Genomic DNA, 20532 nt, shown 5'->3' with positions numbered 1-20532 from the left:
GCCCCGCGCCCCTCCTGCCGTCGGCATCGACGCGAATCTCCCGCCACTTGACCGCATACCGCACCATGGGCCTATGAAAGAGCTGGCCGGGCGTCCCACCCAAACCGGCTGCGGCGGCCGTTGAGGCAGTAGCCATGCGCCGCGGCCACTCGCCCACCGGGATCGGCGCACGCGCGGCTCCGCCGCGTGGGCCCGACGAGCCAAGGGGGCCCCGCGCCCCTCCTGCCGTCGGCATCGACGCGAATCTCCCGCCACTTGACCGCATACCGCACCATGGGCCTATGAAAGAGCTGGCCGGGCGTCTGACCGCGCTCGATCCGGACGCCGGGGCCGCCGTCCGGGTCATCGCCTACTTCGATCGGCTCGCCGAGTCCCGGGCCGGTCTGGAGACGCTGGTGCGCGGTGCGGCCGTGCTCGCCGGGGTGCCGGCGCGGCTGGTGGAGGCGGACCGGCGGGTGCATGTCCGGGTCGAGGCCGACGGCGCGCGCCGGGACAGCGACCTGCCGCCGGATCCCGCCTGGCCGTCCGCCGCGCTGACACCGGGCGGGGCTCCGGCGCTGTGGCTGGAGCGGGCCGAGCAGGCGGAACCGAGCGTCGTGGACGCGGTGATCCTGGAGCGGGCCGCAGGCGTCATACGGCTGGTCCTCGACCGGACGCGCGGGCGGGCCCCCGCCGATGATCCGGCGCTGGTCGAGACCGTCCTCGACGCCACCGCGCCCGACGCCGCGCGGCTGCACGCGGCCCGCCGACTGGGGCTGGACCCCGCCGCACCGGCCCGCGTGCTCGCCCCGCTGGACGGCCGCCCGCGGATCGTCCCCGAGCACCTGGCCGTCGACGACTCCCCGGGCCGGGTCGGCGTGGGACCCGCCGTCCCGGTGCTCGACCTGCCGCGCTCCTGGTCCGAGGCCCGCGTCGCCCTGCGCTTCACGGCCGAGGGCACGGGACAGGACCCCGGCCCCGGCGTCGTCCACGCCGACGAGTTGGGCGGCATCGCCCTCCTCGCCGGCCTGGTCGTACCGGGTGCCGAGCCGCCGCCCGACGTCCAGGCACTGGAGGCGGCAGCGGCGGCCGCGCCCTGGCTGCTCGGCACGCTGCACGCGGTCGCCACGACGGTGAGCCTGCGGGCGGCGGCAGCCGAGATCAACGTCCACCACTCCACGCTCCAGGAGCGCCTGGCCCAGGCCGAGCACCTGCTGGGCTGGCCGCTGCGCACTCCGCAGGGCCGCTTCCGGCTCGGCCTGGCCCTGACGATGCGGCACCTGACGAGGACCTAGACCGGGTCCGCGAAGTCCCGCCCGTCCCGCTCGCGCCGACGTCCTGTCGCCGTCAGCGGAACTCGTGCACGACCTCGATCGTGCCGACGATGTGGGCGTTGAACTCGTCGAGCTCCTCGGCGGGCACCCACAGTTCGAGGATCGTCTCGCCCCCGGCCTGCCGGACGGGGTACCGGCCCAGGAACTCCGAGTCGACCTCGAACCGGGTCACGAAGCCGGCGCCGTCGTGCTTGACGTTCCAGTCCCGGGCGATCCGCACGGCGTAGTCCTCGTTGAGCACCGGGTAGAAGATCGGCTGCTCGGGCAACCGGGGCGGCCAGGCACGCCAGTTCAGCTCGCGGACCAGGTCCAGCTCGATGGGGCCGGTGGGTCGCCACAGTGTGGTCGTCGAGGGGCGGGTGATCACGGGCGGCGACGATAGCCGGACGTCCGAGGCGACGGCCAGGGAGTTTCCGCCGCGCGGTGCGCATGACGCCGGCCCCACGATGCTTGCAAGCGCTCAATAAACGCATTCGCAGGAAATTTCACGGATGCCCTATCCTGGATGTCATTCACATCGGGACGGAGGACACCGGCGCCATGACCGCCACGGATCCCGCGCTCACCGCCCTCGCGCAGGGCTGGTGCGCCCTCTCCCTGCTGCACGGCAGGATCGAGTCGCACATCGAACGCGCCCTGCAGGCCGGGCACGACCTCAGCGTGCGCGAGTACTCACTCCTCGACGTCCTCAGCCGCCAGCACAACGGCGAGGGCGGCCACCTGCAGATGAAACAGGTCGCCGACGCCGTCGTCCTCAGCCAGAGCGCCACCACCAGGCTGGTGACCCGCCTCGAGGACCGCGGACTGCTCTCCCGCTACCTCTGCCCCACCGACCGCCGCGGCATCTACACCGACGTCACAGAAGCCGGCCTCAAACTCCTCGCGGAAGCCCGGCCCACCAACGAGTCTGCCCTGCGCGAGGCACTGGACGAGGCCGCGAGGAATCCCGAACTGGCCCCGCTGGTCAGGGCGGTCGAGACCCTTCGCGTGCCCGCCTGAGCAGGACCGCGCCCCTCGTCACCCCGGCCTGCGAAGTCGGGCGCCGTTGACGCGATCTCCGGTGGGGCCGTACACATGGCCCCTATGAACGCGCCCCGCCTTCCCTTGTCCGGTGTCACCGTCGTCAGCCTGGAGCAGGCCGTGGCAGCCCCGTACGCCACCCGCCAGCTCGCCGACCTCGGGGCGCGGGTGATCAAGGTCGAGCGGCCCGGGGACGGGGACTTCGCCCGCCGGTACGACACGACCGTGCACGGCCAGTCCAGTTATTTCGTCTGGCTCAACCGGTCCAAGGAATCCCTCACGCTGGACCTCAAGGCCCCGCGAGGCCTGGAGATCCTGCACCGACTCCTCGACGGCGCCGACGTGTTCGTACAGAACCTGGCGCCGGGCGCCGCCGACCGCCTGGGCCTCGGTGCCGAGGCGCTCGGGGAGCGATGGCCGCGCCTGATCCCGTGCACGATCTCCGGGTACGGCACGTCCGGGCCGTGGGCCGGCCGGAAGTCGTACGACCTGCTGGTCCAGTGTCAGACGGGGCTGGTGTCCCTGACCGGAACCGCCGAGGAGAGCGCGCGGGTCGGTATCTCCGTCGCCGACATCGCCGCCGGGATGTACGCGTACAGCGGCATCCTCACCGCCCTGTACACCCGCGCCACCACGGGCACGGCCCACCCGGTGGAGGTATCCCTGTTCGAGGCGCTCGCCGAGTGGATGGGGCAGCCCGCCTACTACACCCGCCACGGCGGCACGCAGCCCGCGCGGCTGGGCACCCAGCACCCCACGCTCGCCCCGTACGGCGCCTTCACGGCCGCCGACGGCGGCGAGGTGCTGTTCTCCATCCAGAACGAGCGCGAGTGGGGCGTGCTGTGCGCCGAGTTCCTCGGCAGGCCCGAGCTCACCGACGATCCGCGCTTCGCCACGAGCTCCGCGCGGGTCGCGCACCGGGACGAGCTCAACGCCGTCGTCGCCGAGCGCTGCGCCCGCTCGGACGCCGAGGAGATCCTCAAGGACCTGGAGGCCGCCGGCATCGCCTGCGCCGGGGTCAACGACGTCGCCGCGTTCCTGGACCACCCGGTCCTGGCCGCCCGCGGCCGCTGGCGGGACGTGGCGGTGCCCGGGGGCGCGTCGGTTCAGGCCCTGCTGCCGCCGGCCGACCTCACCGGCGTGCCCGCGCGCATGGACCCGGTGCCCGCGGTGGGCGAGCACACCGAGGCGATCCTCGCCGAGCTGGGCCGTACGCCCGCCGAGATCGAGGCCCTGCGCGCCGACGCCGTCGTGTGAGGGGCCCGCCTCACCAGGGAAGCGGCCCGTCGAGGTCCAGGTAGGCGCCGGTCGGGCCGTCGGGGCCGATCTGCGCCATGCGGACGATGATCTCCGCGCCCTGCTCGACGCTCTGGGAGCCGGTGCGTCCGTTGAGGTCGGTGGCGGTGAAGCCGGGCTCGACGGCGTTGATCCGCATGTCCGGGAACGCCTTCGCGTACTGCACGGTGATCATGTTGACCGCCGTCTTCGAGGTCGGGTAGGCGACGGCCTGGTAGAAGTGGGCCGGTGAATCCGGCTCGGACAGCGCGGTCAGGGAGGCCAGGCCGCTGCTGACGTTGACCACGACGGGGGCCTCGGACCGCCGCAGGAGCGGCAGGAAGGCGTGCAGGACCCGGACGACGCCGAAGACGTTCGTCTCGAACACGGTGCGCATCTCGTCGGCGGTGGTGTCCGCGGCGGCCGGGATGCTGTTGTTCTCGCCCCGCACCTCGATGCCGGCGTTGTTGACCAGGACGTCCAGCCCGCCCTCGGCCTCGACGGTCTTCGCGGCGGCCCGCACGGAGGCGTCGTCGGTGACGTCGAGCTGCACGAACCGGGCGCCGAGCCGTTCTGCGGCGGCGCGGCCCCGCTCGGCGTTCCGGGCGCCGAGGTAGACGGTGTGACCTGCTTCGACGAGCCGACGTGCGGTCTCGAATCCGAGGCCCTTGTTAGCTCCGGTGATGAGTGTTGTCGTCATGCCCTCAGCGTCCTGCGCGGCCAGCGGGTCAGCCAGCAGTCCCGTCTTCCTGGGACTGCGGGTACCAGGCACGCGCCCGCGCGGCGGTGTTCACTGGGGGCATGACGGCGACGGAACTCGGCAAGGCCCTGCGCCGCTGGCGGGACCGGGTCGCACCGCAGTCGGCGGGTCTGCCGGCGGGCGGCCGGCGGCGTGCGGCCGGGCTGCGCCGTGAGGAACTGGCCCTGCTGGCCGGGATCTCGGTCGACTACGTCACCCGGCTCGAACAGGGCCGGGCGAGCAATCCGTCCGGCCAGATCGTCGAGGCCCTGGCCCGGGCGCTGCGGCTGTCGGCGGAGGAACGCGCGCACCTGTTCCGGCTGGCGGGTCTCGCGCCGCCCGGCCCCGAGACGGTGCCCGGGTACCTCACGCCGAGTGTGCAGCGCCTGCTGGACCGGCTGAACGGCACGCCCGTCGGGGTCTACGACGCGGCATGGACCCTGCTGGTGGCCAACTCCCACTACGCGGCCCTCGTGGGCGACCCGTCCGGATGGCGCGGCTTCGAACGCAACGGCGTGTGGCGGACCTTCCTCGGCCCACCCAGCCGGGCTCGCCAGACACCGCAGGAGAGAAGCGCCTTCGAGGCGGGGATCGTCGCCGACCTGAGCGCGACGGCGGCCCGCTACCCGTCGGACCCCCAACTCCGGCGCCTGATCGAGGAGTTGCGCACGCGCAGCCCGCGCTTCGCCGAACTGTGGGAGACGGGCACGGTCGGGCGCCACGAGGCCGGCCGCAAGGTCATCGACCACCCGCAGGTCGGCCCCATGGCGCTGGACTGCGACATCCTCACCGTGGCGGGCAGCGACCTGCGGCTGATGGTCTACACGGCCGCCCCCGGCACCGAGGACGCACAGCGGCTCGCCCTGCTCTCCGTGCTCGGCACCCAGTCACTGGTCTGACCGAACGCCGGCCGCCCTTCGTGCGTCACAGTGTCGGGGTGGTCGCGGGATCACCCCCTTTGTACCCATCGCCGTCCGCCCGGGGGAATCCATGCGTACGACCGTCACCCGCACCGCCCAACTGCTCACCGCACTCGGCCTGCTCGCCGCCGGATGCGGCACCGCGACGCAGAAGGTCGAGGGCTCCGATCCGGCGCCGGAGACCAGGACCCGCGCGGGAGCGGTGGCGAAGGCCTGGGACGGTTCACCGGCCGCCGCCGCCTGGCGCAAGGGGTACTACCCGATGGCGGACACGGTGCAACTGCCCGAGGACGCCTTCCACAACGAGGCCGACAAGGAGGCGTACCTCACCGAGAATTTCGTGTTGCGCGCCGACCTCCCCAAGTCGCCGAAGAAGGAGACACGGGTGACATGGCAGGGCGGCGGCTCGCTCACGCTGCCGCTCATGGGCGCGCGGGAGACCTACGAGCGGCTGGACCGCGGCGACGGCCCCGCCCCGCAGCTGACCGTGACCGGGGTGAAGCTGGGCGAGACGACGCTGGCCACCAGTCGCGGCCCGGCCACCGTGCCGGCCTGGCTGTTCACCCTCGAGGGCTACGACACCCCGCTGAAGCGCGTCGCCCTCGACCCGTCGAAGCTCCCCCGGCCGCCGATCGGGCCGGCCCGGGAGACCGGCACGAACGACCTGAACGAGCTCCAGGAGCTGGTCGAAGTGGCCGAGGACGAGCGGTCCCTCGTCGTGCACGCGTTCCACGGGTCCTGCGACGACGGCCCCCGCGTGAAAGCGCTAGAGACGGACGGCAGTGTGGTCCTTTCCGCGTACGTCGCCGACTCGCATGACGACGGGCTTCCGTGCACGGCCGACCTGCGCTCGAAGAAGGTGACGGTCAACCTGGACCGTCCGCTCGGCGACCGCATCCTGCTGGACGCGTTCACGGGCCGCCCCGTACCGCACGGCAACCTCACCGGGCCCTCGCCCAGCTGGCGTTGATCCCGGACGGATCCCGGTCAGCCGCGCGGGGAGAGCTGTTCGCGCACCCATGCCGGATCGGGGTTGGTGTGGGGACGGCCCGCCACGACGACGGTGGGCACCGTCTCGTTGCCGTCGTTGGCCGCCCTCACCTCGGCGGCTGCGGCCGGGTCGCGCCAGATGTCGACCCAGTGCAGCCGCCAGGCGTCCCTGCCCAGCCGGAGGCGCAGCCGCAGACAGTACGCGCAGCCGGGCCTCCAGAACACGATCGGCCGGCCGTCGACCGCGCTTCGGCGTTCCGCCTCCCGCGCGGCGATCGACGCCGGAAAGATCAGGGGCGAGTGCACGAAAGCCAGCACCGCGAACACCGACGCCAGTGCCGCGGCTGTCCCATGGCTGCCCTGGAGGGACAGCACGGTCGCGACGACCGAGCCGGTGAGCAGGAGCAGCAGCGGCAGGATCCAGGCACGGGTCATGGTGACGAAGGCTACCGATGCGCCCGGTCACCGTTCCCCGAGGACCTTCACATCCCAGAGGCTGAGGGGGACTTCCGCGGGAAGGGCCCATCGGAGCAGCTCCTTGGCGAAGGCGGGGTCCGGGCCGGTGCCGACGTAGGTGATGCGCCCGGCGCCGTGACGGTGCGTGGCCGGTTTCCTCCCGCGGCTCACGCCGTCAGCGCCGACTCGGCCGCCGCCAGGGCCTGTTCGGCGTATCCGCGGCCGAAGAGCACGGCGTGCACCAGAAGCGGGAACAGCTGGTGCAGGCCGACGCGGTCGCGCCAGCCGTCGGCGAGGGGCGCGCTCTCCTGATAGGCGGCGAGGACGCGGTCCAGGTGGGGGCAGCCGAAGAGGTGGAGCATGGCCAGGTCGGTCTCGCGGTGGCCGCCGTGCGCGGCGGGGTCGATCAGCCGGACATGTCCGTCGGCGCCCCACAGGACGTTGCCGTTCCACAGGTCGCCGTGCAGCCGGGCCGGCGGCTCGGCGGGTCCGGCCAGGTCGGTCAGCCGCGCGCAGACCCGCTCGATCACCGGCGCCTCGGCACCGCGGACGATCCCGTCGTCGACCGCCCGGCGCAGATACGGCAGCACCCGGTGCTCGGCGTACCAGCCGGGCCACTCGGGGCCGGTGACGTTACGCATCGGGGCCATCCCGATGTACGCGTCCTCGGGGCCGCCGGGTGGTGGGGCGCCGAACGCCCGGGCGCCGGAGGCGTGCAGGGCCGCCAGCTCGCGCCCGAACCGCTCCGCCGCGCCGGCGCTCGGCCGTCCGGTCACCACCCGGTCGAGGACCAGCCACCGCGCGTCCCGGCCGTGTACGGGCGGGACCCGGACGGTGCCGGACGCGGCCAGCCAGCGCAGTCCGGCCGCCTCGGCCCACGTGGCCCGGTCGTCGCCGCCGCGCTTGACGATCACCACCTGCCCGCCGTCGAGGGTGACTTCGGCGAGCGCTCCGGACAGACGGCGTTCACCGGTCACCGGACGCCCGGTGAGGCGCGCCGCCACGGCACCCGGGCTCTCGAAGCTGCTGTGCACGGCCCTCAGGGTACGGCCGCCGCGTGCCGTACCCGGATGCGGCGGGTCAGGAGTTGGCGGCGGCCTTGTTGATCGCCTCGCGGATCCGGGAGTAGGTGCCGCAGCGGCAGACGTTCTCGATGCGGTCGATGTCGTCGTCCGTCGGCCGGGGTGTCTTCTTCAGCAGGGCGGCCGTGGCCATGATCTGGCCGGGCTGGCAGAAGCCGCACTGGGCGACGTCGCAGTCCAGCCAGGCCCGTTGTACGGGGTGGAGGCGGTCGCCGTCGGCCAGGCCCTCGATGGTGGTGACCTCGCGGTCCGCGCAGTCGGCGACCGGGACGACACAGGGCTGGATCTCGTCGCCGTCGAGATGGCTGGTGCAGGCGCGGCAGGCGCCCACCCCGCAGCCGTACTTGGGGCCGGTGACGTTCAGCAGGTCGCGCAGCACCCAGAGCAGCGGCATGTCGGCCGGCGCCTCGACGGAGACCTGCTTCCCGTTGAGGGTGAAGGTGTAGGAGGGCATCAAGACCTTCTCTTCGGATGGCTCAGAGGCCTTCGGACGGCTGAGAGGCTCCCCGATGGCTCGGAAGCTTTCGGTCGGCTCAGAGGCCTTCGGACGGCTCAGAAGTTGAGGGGGAAGCGGCGCGGCTTCGTGCCGGTCGCGCGGGCGTAGGCGTTGGCCACGGCGCCTGCCGCGGCCGGGACGCCGAGTTCGCCCGCTCCGCCCGGGGCACGTCGGGACGGCATGATGTGCGCCTCGAAGTGGTAGGGGGCGTGCCGCGCACGGGCGTAATGGAAGTCGGCGAAGCTGCTCTCGCGGACGGCACCCTTGTCGATGTGCAGCCCGGCCCGCAGCACGGTGGAGATGCCGTCGACGGCGGTGCCCATGAGCTGGGCCTCCAGTCCGCGCGGGTTGACGGCCGTGCCGACGTCGGCCGCCATGACCACCTTGGTCACCCGGGGGTTCTTCGGGTCGGTGGCGTCGATCTCGACGAGGCAGGCGACGCACGAGCCGTACTCCTCGTGCAGCGCGACGCCCTGCCCATGGCCCCGGGGCAGCCGCCGGCCCCATTGACCGGCGGCCGCGACCTTGTCCAGTACGGCCTTGACGGTCTTGCTCCTGAGGGTCGTACGCCGGAAGGCGACCGGGTCCTGGCCGAGGGCGCGGGCCACCTCGTCCACGACGATCTCCTCGGCGGTGCGGACCGTACCGGAGTCGACCGAGCGCCAGGCGCCGAGCGGGATCGCCAGCGCGACCGAGCCCGAGTCGCCGGAGAGGCGGCCGAAGTTGTACAGGCCGCTGTCGCTGGGAAGCGGAGCCGCAGCGGGGCCGCGAACGGCGGATCGCGCGCCGCCCTGCGCGGACAGGCCCTGCTCGCCGAACGACTCGCTGACCGAGGCGGTGGCGTGGGCGAACGCCACCACCCTGCCCCGGGCGTGGCTGGCCCGGATGCGGTGGTGGGAGGCGGGGCGCATCCTGCCGTGCCGGATGTCGTCGGCCCGGCTCCACATCAGCTTCACCGGCCGGCGCGCCTTCTGGGAGATGACGGCCGCCTCGAGCGCGGCGTCGTGGTTCAGGCGCCGCCCGAACGAGCCGCCGCCGCGCAGCACATGGATCCGCACCTTCGACACCGGCACTCCGAGCGTCGCGGCGATGTCCTCCCGCGCCCCTTGCGGGGACTGGGAGGAGAACCAGATCTCGGCCCGGTCGGCCCGTACGTCCGCGACGGCGGTGAGCACTTCCATCGGGGCGTGGCTGACGAAGGCGAACTCGAACTCGGCCTCGGTCTGCGCCGATCCGCTCGGCGGGGTCCCCAGCTTCGGTACGGCAGCGCGCAGCCGGGAGCGGATCCGGTCGTCGGAGAGGTTCGCCAGCGGTCCCGGCGCCCACGTGACGCGCAGGGCGTCACGGGCCTGGAAGGCGTGGTGGAAGGTCTCCGCGACGACTGCGACACCGCCGCCGAACTGCACGACCGCGTGCACCCCGGGCATGGCGCGTGCGGCGGCCGAGTCGACCGTGACGACCTTCCCGCCGATCGTCGGCGGCCGGGCCACGACCGTCGGCTTCGCCCCCGCGACCGCGAGGTCTCCGGTGTACTTGGCCTTGCCGGTGACGATGTCGCGGGCGTCGATACGGTTCGTGGGCCGTCCGATGATCCGGTGCCGCGACGCCGGTTTGGGCGTGGTGGGCACGGTGGGCCGGGTGATCGGGGCGGCGGCTCTGGTCAGGGAACCGAAGGTGGCCATGCGGCCGTCCGGTGCGAAGACCCGGGTGCCCCGGGTGATCAGGGTCCGCGCGGGGACGTGCCAGCGACGGGCGGCGGCGGTCAGGAGTTTGGCGCGGGCGGTGGCGGCCAGTTGACGGGCCGGTCCGTACAGCGAACTGACCGAGCTGGAACCGCCGGTGAACTGGTTGCCCCGGCTGCGGGCGTCCGCGAGCGGGATCTCGACGTCGGCGAGCCGGGCGTCCAGTTCCTCGGCGATCATCATGGCGACGGCGGTGGTGACGCCCTGGCCGACCTCGACGCGCGGCAGCCGTACGACGACCTTGTTGGTCTGGGTGACCTCCAGGACCAGCATTTCGGCGTCGGTGCCGGTCACCAGCACGTCGGACGCGCGGCGTTCGCCGTCGGCGGTCTGCTCGGCACCCTCGGCGGTCGAGCCGTCGCAGCCGAGTGGCGCCGCGACGGTCAGGGTGGTCGCCGCGAGCGAGTAGACCACGAACTGCCGCCGGGACAATTGACGGGCCAACAGGTGCTCCTCTCCGCGAACCCGGTGTGGTTCGACCTCTATGAGGGGCCTGTGCGCTTCGGGGTTGCCCCGCTTGGCATGTCCATCGATCTAGGACGCGGGCCACCGGAGGCCGGTGTTCCAGTCGAGCTGCCCCATGAGCTCGTCGTCGCCGTGCCGGTGCGGACCCGCGCCGCGCGGACCGGGGCCCGACGGGGTGTGGATGCCGCGGGAGATGTTGCCGCTGACGGCGATGTTGTGTTCCACACGCGGGCGGCGCAGTCGCTCGTACAGGGCGAGCGCGGTGTCGGTGTCCGGCGCGTCCCGCAGGGACTTGGCGAGGACGACGGCGTCCTCCAGCGCCATCGACGCGCCCTGCCCGGTGGCGGGGGACGCCGCGTGGGCCGCGTCGCCGATGAGGAGGGTCCGGCCGCTGCGCCAGGGCGTCCCGGCGGGGAGTTCGGTGGCGTTGGTGACCATGAGGTCGTCCGGGGTGGCCGCGACGAGGTCCGCGGCCGGAGTGGCGTCCTTGCGGAGCAGCGGCAGCAGAAGGTCACGCAGGCGGGCCGGTGTGGCCCGCTCGATCTCGTCGGCGGCCAGGGGCTCGGCGGCGACGCGCGCGAACCAGTGGGTCTCCCCCTCGGGCGAGACCGCGTACCCGAAGGCGACGGCCCTGCCGCGCACCATGGTGATCGTCTCGGCGTGGCCCGCCTCGGGCGCCTCGGAGGTGTAGCCGTAGAAGACCTGCTGACCGGCGTGGGCCGGGCGGGAGTCGGGGGCGGCGAGCCGGCGGACGGTGGAGTTCAGGCCGTCGGCCCCGATGAGCAGATCGCCGGTCGCCTTGCTGCCGTCGGCGAAGTGGGCGGTGACGCCGTCGGGGCCGTCGTCGACCGAGGCGAGGCGTATGCCGTGCCGGATCCCGATGCCCCGGCGGGTGACCTCCGTCTGGAGGGCGGCGTTGAGCTCGCCGCGCCGCACGCAGCGGTACCGAAGGTGCGAGGTGCCGGCCTCGCCGAGGGGCACCCGGGCGATCTCGGCGCCGGTGTCGTCGAGGACCCGCATCGAGGTCAGCGGGAAGCCGATCGCGGTGACCGCCGCCGAGGCGTCCAGCTCCGCCAGGGCGCGCATGCCGTTGCTCGCGAGGGTGAGGAACGCGCCGATGTCCTCCGCGGAGTCGGGGTGCGCCTCGTGCACGGTGACGTCGAATCCGGCCTTGTGCAGTGCCAGAGCCGCACCCGCGCCGGCGATTCCGCCCCCCACGACCAGTAATCGCGCCACATCGCCCCCGCTTCACCGTCGAAACCCCGCCCCTCGCGGCCGTCCTTCGTGGAACGTCCCAGGTCCGGTCCGGGTTCCCCGGCGGGCCGCCGGTCGCCGCGAAGTCCGGACGGTCGACCTCCGGAAGAGTGCAACCATTCCACCAAGACGGTTGTCTCCCCTAATATCAGGCACATCACCTCCCGGGGGACACAATGGGACGAAACAGAACCGCCTGGGCGGCCACCACCGCGCTCATGGTCGCCACCTTGGGCGTGGCGGCGGTCCCGGCCGAAGCGACCACGACCGCCGCCACCGCGCAGGCAACGGCCTGCCCCGTCGGCTGGGGCAGCCAGGCCAAGACCCGCTCCGCCGGCACCACGGACTCGATGACGAACATCAGGACCGGCCGGCACGCGTGCTTCGACCGGATGGTCGTCGACGTCCCCGGCGCGGGCACCCGTGAACTGGGCTACTCCGTCCAGTACGTCAGCCGCCTGTACCAGGACGGCTCGGGCCGGCAGATCGCCGTCGGCGGCGGAGCCGTCATCGAGGTACGGGTGACCGCTCCGGCGTACGACCCCGACACCGGCAAGCCCACCTATCCCGCGAGGGCCGGCCAGCGTCTGGTCGGCGTCGATCTCACGGGATACCGCACCTTCCGGGACGCGAGGTTCGTCGGCAGTTTCGAGGGCGACACACAGATCGGGCTCGGCGTCCGGGCACGGCTGCCGTTCCGGGTCTGGGTGGCGGACGGCCGTGTCGTCGTCGACGTCGCGCACAACTGGACCGGGGCGCGCTGAGCACCCTCGCGGTCAGGGCCTCGGCCCGATGAGGGCGTCCCGGCCCTGATACTCCCGCAGCTTGCGGTACAGGGTGGCGCGGGCGATCCCCAACGCCGCCGCGGCGCGCGCCTTGTTGCCGCCGTGGCGGCGCAGCGTCTCCAGGATCGCGGCCCGTTCGGCCAGTTCCATCGGGCTGAGGGTCCGGCCCGCGGGTCCTTCGCGCACCGGATCGGGCAGTTCGCCGCGCCGCACCGGCCCCGAGTACCGTCGCCGGCCGGCCAGGGCCCGGACGAGATGGGCGAGTTCCGTCACGTTCCCGGGCCAGGGATGCCGCTCCAGCGCCCGCAGCGCGTCCAGCGTCCAGGTCAGCGGCGGGCTGCCGGGGTCGGGGTCGGGCGCCAGGGCGGGGAGCAACTCCCGGATGTCCTCGGGGCGTTCCCGCAGCGCCGGCAGGGTCACCGAGCGGGCCGCGAGGGTGTCGAGGAGGCGCTGGAGGCAGGGGCCCGGTGGGGCGCCGGGCGTGTAGGTCGCGACGAGCGGGGCGTCCGGGCGCTCGTCGAGGAGGGAGTTGAGGGCGGCGACGTCCGGCTGGGCCAGCCGTTCGGCGTGACGCAGCACCAGGGGGCGGCCGCCGGCCGGGCCGTGGCCCTTGAGGTCCAGTTCGGGTGACTCGGCGGCGTCCACGACCAACGGGTCGGTCGCGTCGAGCAGTTCGAGGGCGAGGGTGGTCTTTCCGGTGCCCCGCTCGCCGATCACCAGGACGGGGCCCGCCGTACGGAACAGCGCGGTCGCTCGTGCGACCGCGTGCCGCCAGGGCACCGAGCCTCCTGCCGGAGCGCTCGCCGGTGCCCGGGACGACGGCTGCGGCTCCACCGGGCGCGGTTCGAGCACGGCGACCAGGCCGAGACAGCGGCCCTCGTGCCGTACCGGAGTGACCTCGGCGGTGCACCCGGCGTCCTCGGGCAGCGGGACCGCGTACGGACCGCCGGCGGTCCCCCTCCCCCACTCGCGCGCCGCGTGCTCCAGTGCCTCCAGCACCTGCGGCGAGGCGAGACGTGCGGCGGCCTCGCTGACCAGGCGGCTGCGGCCGTCCAGCGCGACGACCGCCCGCTCGTGCCCGCGCGCGGCCCGCTCGTAGGCGTCGAGCAGCGCGCGTTCCGCGGTACGCGCGCGTGCCCGCAGTTCCGCCTCCACCGCCGCGGCGGCCGCCTCGGCGAGGGCGGCGCCGGGATGCGGACGGCAGCCCGCGCACAGGCCGCAGGCCAGGGTGACCGTGCCGAGCGTCTGCCCGGTCCTGGGCGAGATCAGGGGGACGCTGACCGCGGAGACGTCCTGCCACACGTCGAGGAAGTGCTCGGGGCCGTGCACCTCGGCCCGGCAGCGGGTGCGCAGGGCGAGCGCGGCGCTGTTGTGCCCGACTTCCCGCTCGGACAGGTCGGCGCAGGTGGCGTCGCCGGGCGCGCTGCCGCTCGACCACAGCACCCGCAGCCGCTCGTCGGTGAGCACGAGCGCCGAGCGTCCCGCGTCCAGGGTCGAGGCGATGCGGGCGAGCGCGGGGCGTGCCGCCTCCAGCAGCGGTGAGTCGGCCGGGCGGGCCGACTCCCGGACGGGGCCGTCGAGATCGGGCCGGACGCCGAAGAACCGGGCGCGCCGCCAGGCGGCGACCACGTCGTCCGGTACGCCGTCCGGCAGGGGACGCCCCGTCAGGAACCGTTCGCGGGCCTGGCGTAGCGGGGCGAGGGCTGGGGAATGTTCCGCGGTGGTCATGGCGTCCCTCACCGTATCGGGGGCGTCACCCGCGTCGCGACGGCGGGTTCTCCCCCGCTCCCACCGCACACCCGCGACGGCGGGATGTCTCGTAATGAGACACCCACGACCGGCCGAACCGCTCCATGATCTTGAAAGTCGGGGTCTCTTCTCATCTCCTGGAGCGTTCTGTCGTGCACACCGTCGAGACCGATGTACTGATCGTGGGCAGCGGCCCGGCGGGCGCGTCGGCCGCGCTGGCCCTGAGCACCTACGGCGTGCGCAACATGGTCGTCACCCGGTACGCGAGCCTCGCCGACACACCCCGCGCGCACATCACCAACCAGCGCACCATGGAGGTGCTGCGCGACCTGGGCGTCGAGCGGGACGTGATCGCCAAGGCGACGCCGCAGCATCTGATGGGGAACACGACCTTCTGCACCAGCCTCGCCGGCGAGGAGCTCGGCCGGGTGCGCTCGTGGGGCAACGACCCGCTGGTGCAGGCCGCGCACGAGCTGGCCAGCCCGACCCGGATGTGCGACATGCCGCAGCATCTGATGGAGCCGGTGCTGGTGGACGCGGCCATCGCGCGCGGCACCGACTTCCGGTTCAGCACGGTCTACAAGTCCTTCGTGCAGGACGAGGACGGCGTCACGGTCACCGTCGAGGACCGGCTGCGCGGCGACGAGTACACCATCCGCGCGAAGTACCTGATCGGCGCCGACGGCGGCCGTTCCAAGGTTGCCGAGGACGCGGGGCTGCCGATGGGCGGTCAGATGGGCGTCGCGGGCAGCATCAACATCGTCTTCGACGCGGACCTGAGCAAGTACACCGCGCACCGCCCCTCCACCCTCTACTGGGTGCTCGCGCCGGGCGCCACCGTCGGCGGCATCGGCGCGGGCCTGGTGCGCTGCGTGCGGCCCTGGGACGAGTGGCTGATCGTGTGGGGCTACGACGTGACGGCGGGCGCCCCCGATCTGACCGAGGAGTACGCCCTGTCCGTCGTACGCCAGCTGATCGGCGACGACGAGATCCCGGTGACCATCAAGTCGTCGTCGGCGTGGACGGTCAACGAGATGTACGCCGAGACGTACGCGAACGGCCGGGTCTTCTGCGCCGGTGACGCCGTGCACCGGCACCCGCCGTCCAACGGGCTCGGCTCCAACACCTCCATCCAGGACTCCCACAACCTGGCCTGGAAGCTGAAGCTGGTCCTGGACGGGGTGGCGACGCCGAAGCTCCTCGACACCTACACCGTGGAGCGCGCGCCCGTCGGCCGGCAGATCGTGACGCGGGCCAACAAGTCCATCGCCGAGACCGCCCCGATCTTCGAGGCGCTCGACGGGCTCTCGCCGCAGACGCCCGAGCAGCTGTGGGCCAACATCGCCGCCCGCAAGGACGCCACCGAGGCCGCCGCCAAGCAGCGGACGGCACTGCGCGAGGCCATCGCCTTCAAGGCGTACGAGTTCAACGCGCACGGCGTCGACCTCAACCAGCGCTACGCCTCCGACGCGGTGATCCCCGACGGCACGCCCGACCCGGGCTTCACCCGCGACCCCGAGCTGCACCACCAGCCCACCTCCCGCCCCGGCGCCAAGCTCCCGCACGCCTGGCTCACCGCCGGCACCCGGACCCTGTCCACCCTCGACACCGTCGGCGGGGGCCGCTTCACCCTGCTCACCGGCATCGGCGGCGAGGCGTGGCTGCGGGCCGCCGAGGCCCAGCCCCTCGACATCCGGGCGGTCGTCGTCGGACCGGGCCAGGAGTACGAGGACCCCTACGGCGACTGGGCGGGCCTGAGCGAGATCTCCGACGCGGGCGCCCTCCTCGTACGCCCCGACGGGTATGTGGCGTTCCGGCACGCCGAGCCGGCCTCGGCCGAGGACGCCGAACGGTTGCTCACGGACGCGCTGCGGCGGATCCTCGGGCACGGTTGAGATGGGTGCCGAGAAGGGAGCCGACATGAGCGGCGACACGACGGTCACGGACGAGGCCGTCGCCAGTCTCCACGGGGCGGCCGATCCACGTCTGCGGGAGCTGCTGACCGGCCTGATCCGGCATCTGCACGCCTTCGCGCGCGAGACCCGGCTGACGCAGCAGGAGTGGGAACGCGCGATCGGGTTCCTGACGGCGACCGGGCAGATGTGCACGGACACCCGCCAGGAGTTCATCCTGCTGTCGGACGTGCTCGGCCTGTCGATGCTCCTCGAGACCATCAACGAGCGTCAGGGTCCGGGGGCCACCGAGTCGACGGTGCTGGGGCCGTTCCACATGACCGAGTCGCCGGTGCGGGCCCTCGGCGCGAACATCGACCTGGTCGGGGACGGTGAGCCGTGCGTGGTCAGCGGCCGGGTCCTGTCCCGTGACGGCCACCCGCTGCCGGGCGCGGTGATCGACGTGTGGCAGGCCGACGGGAACGGCTTCTACGACGTACAGCGGCCGGACGCGCAGCCGCCCGGCAACGGACGGGGCCTGTTCACCGCCGACGCCGAGGGGCGTTTCTGGTTCCGTACCTGCGTGCCCAGCCCCTACCCGATCCCGACGGACGGCCCCGTCGGTGACCTGCTGCGCGCCACCGCCCGGCACCCCTTCCGCCCGGCCCACATCCACTTCATCGCGTCGGCCCCCGGCCACACCCCGGTGACCACGCACATCTTCGTGGCGGGCAGCGACTACCTGGACTCCGACGCGGTGTTCGCGGTCAAGCCGAGCCTGGTGCAGGACTTCGCGGCCACCGACGACCCGTCGTCCGCCCGGGAGTTCGGAGTCGCCAACCCCTTCCGGCACGCCCGCTTCGACCTCGTGCTGGAGCGGTCGTGACGGACGCCTTCGACTTCTCCTACGAGAGCCGCCCCGTGCGGGTCGTCTTCCGGCCCGGGGCGGCGGTGTCCGCGACACCGGGCGAGGTGGAGCGGCTGGGGCTGCGGCGGGTGCTCGTGGTGTGCGGGGCACGGGGCGCGGACACCGCGCGTGCGGTCGCCGACGCGCTCGGCCCGGCGTGCGCAGGGGTGCATGACGGGGCCCGCATGCATGTCCCCGTCGAGGTCGCCGACGCCGCCGTGCGGGTGGCTCGGGCGGCGGGCGCCGACGGGTGCGTGGCGGTGGGCGGCGGCTCGTCGATCGGGCTGGGCAAGGCCATCGCCCTGCGCACCGGCCTGCCGCTGGTCGCGGTGCCCTCCACGTACTCCGGCTCGGAGATGACTCCGGTGTGGGGCCTGACCGAGCACGGTGCCAAGCGCACGGGGCGCGATGCGAAGGTGCTGCCCCGCAGCGTGGTCTACGACCCCGAGCTCACCCTCTCGCTGCCGGTACCGCTCTCGGTGACCAGCGGCGTCAACGCGATCGCGCACGCCGTGGAGGCCCTGTACGCCCCCGACAGCTCGCCCCTGGTCGCGCTGATGGCCGAGGAGGGCGTCCGGGCGATGGCTCGGGCGCTGCCGGCCGTGGCCGAGGAGCCGGCGTCGTCGCAGGCCCGCGCACGTGCCCTGTACGGAGCCTGGCTGTGCGGGTCCTGCCTTGGCGCCACCACCATGGGCCTGCACCACAAGCTCTGCCATGTCCTCGGCGGCACCTTCTCGTTGCCGCACGCCGAGACGCACACCGTCGTGCTGCCGTACGTGCTGGCGCACAACGCCTCCGCCGCACCCGGCGCCACCGCCGCCGTGGCCCGCGCCCTGGACGCGGCCGACGCGCCGACGGCCCTGTGGGAGCTGGCGGGACGCCTCGGCGCACCCCGCTCGCTCGCCGAACTGGGCCTCACCGAGGCCGACCTGGAGACAGCCGCCGCGCAGACCGCGGGCCAGGCGTACGCCAACCCGCGCCCGGTCACGGCCGACGGCGTACTGACCCTGCTGCGGGCCGCGTACGAGGGCGCACCGCCCTCCGCGGCCGCCCACTGACACCCCCCACGCACACATCCCCCCCCACGCCGGAAGAAAAGGTGATCAGCATGCCCCTCGGTCTGCTCAGGAGTCGACGCTCCCGAGGAGCTCCGGGTGTCCCGTTGCCCGTGCCGCCCGGAGCGGGCGTCCTGGGCCGTGAGGTCGTGGACCCGATGGCGCTGCCGATGCGCGGCGCCGACGTGACCGTGACCGCGCTCGACTCGCACGAGGTCGTGGCGTCCGGTACGACGGACCCCTACGGCCTGTTCTTCGCGACCCTGCCCCCGGGCCGCTACAGCCTCATGATCACGGCCGAGGGCCTGACTCCGCACCGCGAGACCCTGGACATGGTCGCCGGTCCCGCGCAGCCGCCCGTCCGGGTCCAGCTGACGTCGGCCCGGCAGCTGGAACTGCCGGCGCCCGGCACCTGGCTGTTCGACCCGCCGCACACGGCGATCCGGTTCATCGCCAAGCACGTCGGCATGGCCCATGTCCACGGCCGTTTCGAGCGGTTCACCGGCGGGATCCGGGTGGCCCCCGACATGGCCGACTCCCAGGTGTCCGTGCGCATCGAAGCGGCCAGCATCACGACGGGCAACACCACCCGGGACAACCATCTGCGTTCGGCCGACTTTCTGGACGTGCAGCGCTACCCGTACATCGACTTCGCGAGCACGCGGTTCGCCTACCGGGGCGGCGCCAAATGGACGCTGCACGGCTCGCTGACCATGCACGGCGTGAGCCGCTCGGTGGAGCTGGACACCACCTACCTGGGGTCGGTCAACGGCGGCTACGGCGAGGAGCTGCGGTGCGCGGCGCTGGCCAAGGCCGAGCTGCACCGGGAGGACTTCACCCTGAACTGGCGCAGCATGCTGGCCCGCGGAATCGCGGTGGTCGGGCCGACGGTGCAGCTGGAGCTGGACGTACAGGCCATGTACCGGACCCACGACACCCCGACGCCTCCCGAATAGGCGCGAAATGGCTGAGAGGTTCCTCACGCCCCGGTTACGAATCGCTCAACCTCTGGTTGCGACGCGGTGATCGAGTGACTATGGACGCATGACACTGGCCCAACGCGCCATGGAACAACTGCAGGCCTGGCCCGATCTCAGCTCGGGGCAGGCCAGTTGTGGCGCGGGGCGGGCCCTGCGCTCCGTCCACAGCGAGATCGTGCACTTCCACTCCGAGCGGGACGTGGACCTGCATCTGACGGTCCAGGCCATCGGGCGCTTCCATGACGATCTTCAGGGGTCGACCGCGATCCGGCTGGTCCCCGGCTCGGGCTGGGTGACCGTCCATCTCGACTGCGACACGGACGTCGACCTGCTGATGAGCCTGGTCAGCGCCGCCCTCAAGGCGCACCAGAACCATCCCTCCCCTGCCGGGCACCCGGCAGGGGGCGAGTGCAACTTCCGCCGCGTCACGGTGCTGCCCCGCGGCTAGGCAACGGCGCAGGGGGCTGCGGTCAGCTCCGGTGCTCCGAGTCGTCCTCGCCCGCCTCCAACAGGCCGGCGGCGGCGCCGACGATGCGCGGGTCGGCCGTACCGACGACCTCGTCGTCCTTGTTGTCGTAGTCGAAGCGGGCGAGCACGCTGCGCATGGCCTCGACGCGGGCCCGCTTCTTGTCGTTGCTCTTCACCACGGTCCAGGGGGCGTGCTCGGTGTCCGTCTCCCGGAACATCGCGACCTTGGCGGCGGTGTAGTCCTCCCAGCGGTCCAGCGAGGCGAGGTCCATGGGGCTGAGCTTCCACTGCCGTACGGGGTCGACCTGGCGGATGGTGAACCGGGTGCGCTGCTCGCCCTGGGACACCGAGAACCAGAACTTGATCAGGTCCACCCCGTCGTCCACCAGCATCCGCTCGAAGGCCGGGGCCTGCCGCATGAAGCGCCGGTACTCGTCGTCGGTGCAGAAGCCCATCACGCGCTCCACGCCGGCCCGGTTGTACCAGGAGCGGTCGAACAGCACGATCTCGCCGGCCGTCGGCAGGTGCTCGACGTACCGCTGGAAGTACCACTGGCCGCGCTCGCGCTCGGTCGGCTTCTCCAGCGCCACCACGCGGGCGCCGCGCGGGTTGAGGTGCTCGGTGAACCGCTTGATGGTGCCGCCCTTGCCGGCCGCGTCCCGTCCCTCGAAGAGGACGACGAGCCGGCGGCCGGTCTCCTTGACCCAGCCCTGGAGCTTCAGCAGTTCGATCTGCTGGAGCCGCTTGTGCCACTCGTACTCGGGGCGCTCCATGCGCTGCTCGTACGGATAGTTCTCGCGCCAGGTGTCCACCGGGCTGCCGTCCGGCCTGATCAGTACGGGGTCGTCCTGGTCGGTGTAGTCGACGCGCAGCCCTGACAGCAGTTCGGTGTCCATACTTCCGCATCGAAGCGAGCGCTTTCATACGCGCGGCGAACCCCAGGC

20 protein-coding genes are annotated in these 20532 nt (G+C 73.1%); 11 read left to right on the top strand and 9 right to left on the bottom strand.

The genetic code is table 11. The annotated features are described in order from the left end of the window. Positions 1-281: 281 nt before the first annotated feature. Positions 282-1274 (top strand): helix-turn-helix domain-containing protein, encoded by a 993-nt coding sequence (locus tag ACIRD7_RS06785; protein ID WP_403450654.1) that lies wholly within the window; start codon positions 282-284, stop codon positions 1272-1274. A 52-nt stretch (positions 1275-1326) separates the two neighbouring features. On the opposite strand, the gene ACIRD7_RS06780 is transcribed toward ACIRD7_RS06785, so the two are convergent. Further along, positions 1327-1680 carry a hypothetical protein gene (locus ACIRD7_RS06780; protein WP_403450651.1) on the bottom strand — a complete coding sequence of 118 codons (354 nt, stop codon included), beginning with the start codon at positions 1678-1680 and terminating at the stop codon, positions 1327-1329. 173 nt (positions 1681-1853) lie between these two features. On the opposite strand from ACIRD7_RS06780, the gene ACIRD7_RS06775 reads away from it, so the two are divergent. Together ACIRD7_RS06775 and ACIRD7_RS06770 are read left to right on the top strand one after the other, a co-directional pair. After that, the gene (locus ACIRD7_RS06775; protein WP_403450649.1) at positions 1854-2312 is read left to right on the top strand and encodes a MarR family winged helix-turn-helix transcriptional regulator; all 459 of its coding nucleotides are present in this window, start codon (positions 1854-1856) and stop codon (positions 2310-2312) included. Between the two features lie 84 nt (positions 2313-2396). Further along, the gene (locus ACIRD7_RS06770) at positions 2397-3590 is read left to right on the top strand and encodes a CaiB/BaiF CoA transferase family protein (RefSeq protein ID WP_403450646.1); all 1194 of its coding nucleotides are present in this window, start codon (positions 2397-2399) and stop codon (positions 3588-3590) included. Between the two features lie 10 nt (positions 3591-3600). On the opposite strand, the gene ACIRD7_RS06765 is transcribed toward ACIRD7_RS06770, so the two are convergent. Then, the gene (locus ACIRD7_RS06765; RefSeq protein ID WP_403450644.1) at positions 3601-4308 is read right to left on the bottom strand and encodes an SDR family oxidoreductase; all 708 of its coding nucleotides are present in this window, start codon (positions 4306-4308) and stop codon (positions 3601-3603) included. A 101-nt stretch (positions 4309-4409) separates the two neighbouring features. Here ACIRD7_RS06765 and ACIRD7_RS06760 point away from each other — a divergent pair, with 101 nt between their 5' ends. Together ACIRD7_RS06760 and ACIRD7_RS06755 are read left to right on the top strand one after the other, a co-directional pair. After that, complete coding sequence (locus tag ACIRD7_RS06760) at positions 4410-5246, top strand: helix-turn-helix transcriptional regulator (protein WP_403450643.1); 837 nt, start codon at positions 4410-4412, stop codon at positions 5244-5246. A gap of 91 nt (positions 5247-5337) precedes the next feature. Further along, positions 5338-6237: a hypothetical protein gene (locus ACIRD7_RS06755; protein ID WP_403450641.1), complete on the top strand. Its 900-nt coding sequence runs from the start codon at positions 5338-5340 to the stop codon at positions 6235-6237. A 17-nt stretch (positions 6238-6254) separates the two neighbouring features. Here ACIRD7_RS06755 and ACIRD7_RS06750 read toward each other — a convergent pair whose 3' ends face one another. From ACIRD7_RS06750 to ACIRD7_RS06730, 5 genes are all read right to left on the bottom strand, one after another. Continuing rightward, entirely contained in the window at positions 6255-6692 is a 438-nt protein-coding gene (locus tag ACIRD7_RS06750) for a glutaredoxin domain-containing protein (RefSeq protein WP_403450639.1), read from the bottom strand. 188 nt (positions 6693-6880) lie between these two features. Then, a complete protein-coding gene (locus tag ACIRD7_RS06745) occupies positions 6881-7747 on the bottom strand; it encodes a fructosamine kinase family protein (protein WP_403450637.1) in 867 nt (288 codons plus the stop codon). Between the two features lie 46 nt (positions 7748-7793). After that, positions 7794-8249: a (2Fe-2S)-binding protein gene (locus tag ACIRD7_RS06740; protein WP_403450634.1), complete on the bottom strand. Its 456-nt coding sequence runs from the start codon at positions 8247-8249 to the stop codon at positions 7794-7796. 98 nt (positions 8250-8347) lie between these two features. Continuing rightward, positions 8348-10447: a molybdopterin cofactor-binding domain-containing protein gene (locus ACIRD7_RS06735; protein WP_403451700.1), complete on the bottom strand. Its 2100-nt coding sequence runs from the start codon at positions 10445-10447 to the stop codon at positions 8348-8350. 120 nt (positions 10448-10567) lie between these two features. Further along, a complete protein-coding gene (locus ACIRD7_RS06730; RefSeq protein ID WP_403450631.1) occupies positions 10568-11734 on the bottom strand; it encodes an FAD-dependent oxidoreductase in 1167 nt (388 codons plus the stop codon). Positions 11735-11928: 194 nt separating this feature from the next. On the opposite strand from ACIRD7_RS06730, the gene ACIRD7_RS06725 reads away from it, so the two are divergent. Continuing rightward, positions 11929-12516 (top strand): hypothetical protein, encoded by a 588-nt coding sequence (locus ACIRD7_RS06725; protein WP_403450630.1) that lies wholly within the window; start codon positions 11929-11931, stop codon positions 12514-12516. Positions 12517-12528: 12 nt separating this feature from the next. Here the strand turns inward: ACIRD7_RS06725 and ACIRD7_RS06720 are convergent, their stop codons facing one another. Next, positions 12529-14265 carry a helix-turn-helix domain-containing protein gene (locus ACIRD7_RS06720; protein ID WP_403450628.1) on the bottom strand — a complete coding sequence of 579 codons (1737 nt, stop codon included), beginning with the start codon at positions 14263-14265 and terminating at the stop codon, positions 12529-12531. A 173-nt stretch (positions 14266-14438) separates the two neighbouring features. Between ACIRD7_RS06720 and ACIRD7_RS06715 the strand changes: the two genes are divergently transcribed. The 5 genes from ACIRD7_RS06715 (at position 14439) to ACIRD7_RS06695 (ending at position 19568) form a co-directional block, all read left to right on the top strand. Next, a complete protein-coding gene (locus ACIRD7_RS06715; RefSeq protein WP_403450625.1) occupies positions 14439-16181 on the top strand; it encodes an FAD-dependent oxidoreductase in 1743 nt (580 codons plus the stop codon). Positions 16182-16206: 25 nt separating this feature from the next. Next, on the top strand, positions 16207-17064 hold the full coding sequence (locus ACIRD7_RS06710) for an intradiol ring-cleavage dioxygenase (RefSeq protein ID WP_403450622.1): 858 nt from the start codon (positions 16207-16209) through the stop codon (positions 17062-17064). Further along, positions 17061-18143 carry a maleylacetate reductase gene (locus ACIRD7_RS06705; RefSeq protein ID WP_403450620.1) on the top strand — a complete coding sequence of 361 codons (1083 nt, stop codon included), beginning with the start codon at positions 17061-17063 and terminating at the stop codon, positions 18141-18143. Before ACIRD7_RS06710 ends, ACIRD7_RS06705 begins: the two co-directional genes overlap by 4 nt. 50 nt (positions 18144-18193) lie before the next feature. Next, positions 18194-19096 (top strand): YceI family protein, encoded by a 903-nt coding sequence (locus ACIRD7_RS06700; protein ID WP_403450617.1) that lies wholly within the window; start codon positions 18194-18196, stop codon positions 19094-19096. A gap of 88 nt (positions 19097-19184) precedes the next feature. Further along, positions 19185-19568, top strand: coding sequence for a luciferase family protein (locus tag ACIRD7_RS06695; RefSeq protein ID WP_403450614.1), 384 nt, complete (start codon positions 19185-19187; stop codon positions 19566-19568). Positions 19569-19590: 22 nt separating this feature from the next. Here ACIRD7_RS06695 and ppk2 read toward each other — a convergent pair whose 3' ends face one another. Further along, on the bottom strand, positions 19591-20484 hold the full coding sequence (gene ppk2 / locus ACIRD7_RS06690; RefSeq protein ID WP_403450611.1) for a polyphosphate kinase 2: 894 nt from the start codon (positions 20482-20484) through the stop codon (positions 19591-19593). Positions 20485-20532: the final 48 nt, after the last annotated feature.

The organism is Streptomyces sp. NPDC093568, assembly GCF_044764945.1.
Lineage (GTDB): Bacteria > Actinomycetota > Actinomycetes > Streptomycetales > Streptomycetaceae > Streptomyces.
Note: the sequence above shows the minus strand (reverse complement) of the source record. Positions and strands in the feature narration are given on the sequence as shown.

Coding starts and splice junctions, on each gene's coding strand:
- ACIRD7_RS06760 (WP_403450643.1), top strand. CDS start 4,410: ATGACGGCGACGGAACTCGGCAAGGCCCTGCGCCGCTGGCGGGACCGG.
- ACIRD7_RS06720 (WP_403450628.1), bottom strand. CDS start 14,265: ATGACCACCGCGGAACATTCCCCAGCCCTCGCCCCGCTACGCCAGGCC.
- ACIRD7_RS06750 (WP_403450639.1), bottom strand. CDS start 6,692: ATGACCCGTGCCTGGATCCTGCCGCTGCTGCTCCTGCTCACCGGCTCG.
- ACIRD7_RS06770 (WP_403450646.1), top strand. CDS start 2,397: ATGAACGCGCCCCGCCTTCCCTTGTCCGGTGTCACCGTCGTCAGCCTG.
- ACIRD7_RS06710 (WP_403450622.1), top strand. CDS start 16,207: ATGAGCGGCGACACGACGGTCACGGACGAGGCCGTCGCCAGTCTCCAC.
- ACIRD7_RS06755 (WP_403450641.1), top strand. CDS start 5,338: ATGCGTACGACCGTCACCCGCACCGCCCAACTGCTCACCGCACTCGGC.
- ACIRD7_RS06765 (WP_403450644.1), bottom strand. CDS start 4,308: ATGACGACAACACTCATCACCGGAGCTAACAAGGGCCTCGGATTCGAG.
- ACIRD7_RS06695 (WP_403450614.1), top strand. CDS start 19,185: ATGACACTGGCCCAACGCGCCATGGAACAACTGCAGGCCTGGCCCGAT.
- ACIRD7_RS06785 (WP_403450654.1), top strand. CDS start 282: ATGAAAGAGCTGGCCGGGCGTCTGACCGCGCTCGATCCGGACGCCGGG.
- ACIRD7_RS06740 (WP_403450634.1), bottom strand. CDS start 8,249: ATGCCCTCCTACACCTTCACCCTCAACGGGAAGCAGGTCTCCGTCGAG.
- ACIRD7_RS06725 (WP_403450630.1), top strand. CDS start 11,929: ATGGGACGAAACAGAACCGCCTGGGCGGCCACCACCGCGCTCATGGTC.
- ACIRD7_RS06775 (WP_403450649.1), top strand. CDS start 1,854: ATGACCGCCACGGATCCCGCGCTCACCGCCCTCGCGCAGGGCTGGTGC.
- ACIRD7_RS06700 (WP_403450617.1), top strand. CDS start 18,194: ATGCCCCTCGGTCTGCTCAGGAGTCGACGCTCCCGAGGAGCTCCGGGT.
- ppk2 (WP_403450611.1), bottom strand. CDS start 20,484: ATGGACACCGAACTGCTGTCAGGGCTGCGCGTCGACTACACCGACCAG.